The organism is bacterium (assembly GCA_040753555.1).
In the GTDB taxonomy this organism is placed as follows: domain Bacteria; phylum UBA9089; class UBA9088; order UBA9088; family UBA9088; genus JBFLYE01.
Genome location: JBFMDZ010000253.1, coordinates 1 through 2,629, shown reverse-complemented (window position 1 = coordinate 2,629; position 2,629 = coordinate 1). Strand labels below are relative to the sequence as shown.

Annotated in this window: 4 protein-coding genes; 1 reads left to right on the top strand and 3 read right to left on the bottom strand. The window is 33.1% G+C overall.

Features of this window, described 5'->3' with window-relative positions:
* A partial coding sequence (locus tag AB1630_12100) for an AAA family ATPase (GenBank protein ID MEW6104535.1) occupies nucleotides 1-586 on the top strand: 586 nt, incomplete at its 5' end.
* On the opposite strand, the gene AB1630_12095 is transcribed toward AB1630_12100, so the two are convergent.
* The 3 genes from AB1630_12095 to AB1630_12085 all read right to left on the bottom strand — a co-directional run.
* Complete coding sequence (locus AB1630_12095; protein MEW6104534.1) at nucleotides 518-1,768, bottom strand: ISL3 family transposase; 1,251 nt, start codon at nucleotides 1,766-1,768, stop codon at nucleotides 518-520. The genes AB1630_12100 and AB1630_12095 overlap by 69 nt on opposite strands.
* Before the next feature lie 240 nt (nucleotides 1,769-2,008).
* A complete protein-coding gene (locus AB1630_12090; protein ID MEW6104533.1) occupies nucleotides 2,009-2,317 on the bottom strand; it encodes a hypothetical protein in 309 nt (102 codons plus the stop codon).
* A 118-nt stretch (nucleotides 2,318-2,435) separates the two neighbouring features.
* Nucleotides 2,436-2,629 (bottom strand): hypothetical protein (locus tag AB1630_12085; protein MEW6104532.1); only part of this gene is annotated, 194 nt, incomplete at its 5' end.

The window sequence follows — 2,629 nt, the reverse complement described above, 5'->3', positions numbered from 1 at the left end:
TGAACGGCTTTTTACTTTAGAAACTAAAGACCTGAATTTAGTTCTTCAGACAATTTATGAGATATATCAAAAACCCGATTTTATCTTTCTTGATGAAATCCAGAATGTTAATAATTGGGAACTTTTTGTAAACCGGTTGAAAAGAAGAGGATTTAATTTAATCATAACTGGCAGTAACGCCAGGATGTTGAGTAAAGAATTGGCTACTCATCTTACAGGAAGATATTTTTCATTAGAACTTTATCCATTTTCTTTTCGTGAATATCTATATTTTAATAATTTTGACTATCAAAAAAAGGATATTAGCACAAAAGATACGGCTTCTGTGAGAAGATTCTGGGAGAAGTATTTATCCTCTGGAGGATTTCCTGAGGTTATTCAAGGCGAAGATTATAAGAAATATCTTATTTCGCTATATTCAACAGTTATAACCAAAGATGTAATTATAAGACATAAAATAAAATATATAAATACCTTAAAGGAATTTGCAAATTATTTAATTTCGGCTCATCGTGAATTATGGTGCATGAGGATAGGGATAGGGTTTAAAGACACCCATAGAGGAACATCCTTGAATAATCTTTAGCTTCATATACTCCTTATCCCTATAACCATATGCCCTTCTGATAATATTTTTTGCCTTAAGATTGGTTCCTTCTATGTAGCCAAGGGGAACCTTCTTATCACAATAGGTAATAATACCATCTATATGCTTGTCTACCATCTTGGCAAACTTCTTGTAAGGCTCTAACCTGCTCCATTTAAGTTGTTCTTTCCAGTTTTTCCAGAACTTAAGGGCACTGGCTTTATATATGTATGACCATAAGTGACCAAAAGATTCCTTCAATAGATGTGCCTTATAGAGCCTCCAATTAGCCTTGAGTAGCCCTTTGAGTGTTTCTCTAGCACTTCCTTTAAGATTACCCATCTTCTTTAAAAGGATAAACTTTTTGCCGCATAAGAGCCCTTTCATCTCTTTTCCTGCTTTCTTAAACTCCCTCTTCCTTACCTCATTTAAAGCATTAAGAAGATGTCTGATTACATGGAATTTGTCATAGATGATTTTTATAGAAGGACAATTGGCTTTAAAGCTGTTTATAAATCCCTTTGCCATATCCATAACCCCATATGCTATCCTCTTTGCCCTTCTTTTACCAAACCACCTCCAGAATGGCAATAGGTCTTTCTCTTTTCTTCCTTCCCCTACATACAATACTTCAGGGCCATTTGGCCCTTCAAGGCTACTTATCATATGCAAATAGTTGTGTCCTTTTCCAACTGAAATTTCATCTATTCCTAATGTTGTTATTCCTGATAAATCCCTTTCTTTCTGTGTCTTTTTTATAGCCCTCTTATCTATCTCCTTTACTGTTTGCCAATGCAGATTTTCAAAGTTTGCTGTATCCTCTATTGTCATTACCTTACATAGCTCTTTTGTTTGATGAAAGAGGTCTTTGGTCGTTCTTGAATGCTTATCTAAAAAATCCAGCTTCTCTACCTTAATTCCACATCTAGGACACCTTACCTTTACCTTCTCAAACCTTAAAACTGTGATATATTTCCAAAGATGTAGATGCCTTATATCTTGTATCCATGAGCTATGTTTGCTTAACACCTTATCACCACAAGAGCTACAGGTATACCCTTTTTCAATTCGTCCTAAGTAAACAATAGCCTTCTTTATATCTTTCTCCTCCTCTATTTCTATATCCCTTGCATAAAACCCTTGAAATCCTAAAAGCTTTGTAATATAATTTATTTGTTGCATCTGTTTGAGTTACCCTCCTTTTAAAGAGATTTAAAGGGTTATAATACTCATTCAGGTGCAACATTTTCAAGAGATTATATTTGAAACTTACCCATATCTTTTTAGCTAAAGAAAGGATTTTTGGGAAAATTAGGGTCTCTTTTTTAAAATTGTGGTTATTTTCTATTGACAGGAAGGCTAATTTTTAGAAATGAAGGGAATAAATTTATTATTTCTAAACAGAAAACTTAATTGTTTCTGTTATTTTGTAAGTTTTACCCTTATTCCCATGTATTTCCAAGTTCCTTCTTCCATTATCCTCTTTTCCTCTTCAGTGAGGGTTTTTATAAAGCAATTTACCTTAAAGCCATTCATCCACAGAGAAAACCCTTCTGCTATCAAATATTTACCTATTTTTCCACTACCATTCCATCCTCCAATATAGCCCAATAATCTGATAAATCCATCCTCAGCGCTTGTTCCTATGTCATAGATATGACATCCAACCATAACTATTATAGCAAGAAGATTTTTTATTCCTTCAAACTTAAGTATCTGGAATTCTTCCAATCCTAATTCTGTCTTTAAAAACCTAAAAAATTCCTCTTTTGTTCCATCTTTTTCTATATTGTTTCCATACCTTTAATGCCTTCCTTTCATTCCTTACCTCATGATTGGTAATAAGATGTCAAGCCATGTTATCCTTAAGTTTTTCACTTATTTCTTGCAATCCTTCTATTTTTACTACCTTAGACTTTAAAACATAACATCTTTCACCATTTAGTTTACATCCTCCCCATTTAAGTTCTATATCTACTTTTCTCTTTTTCCCTAATACCTTCATTTCAGTGATAAATTTAACATTGTTTTTTAAATTCAAGT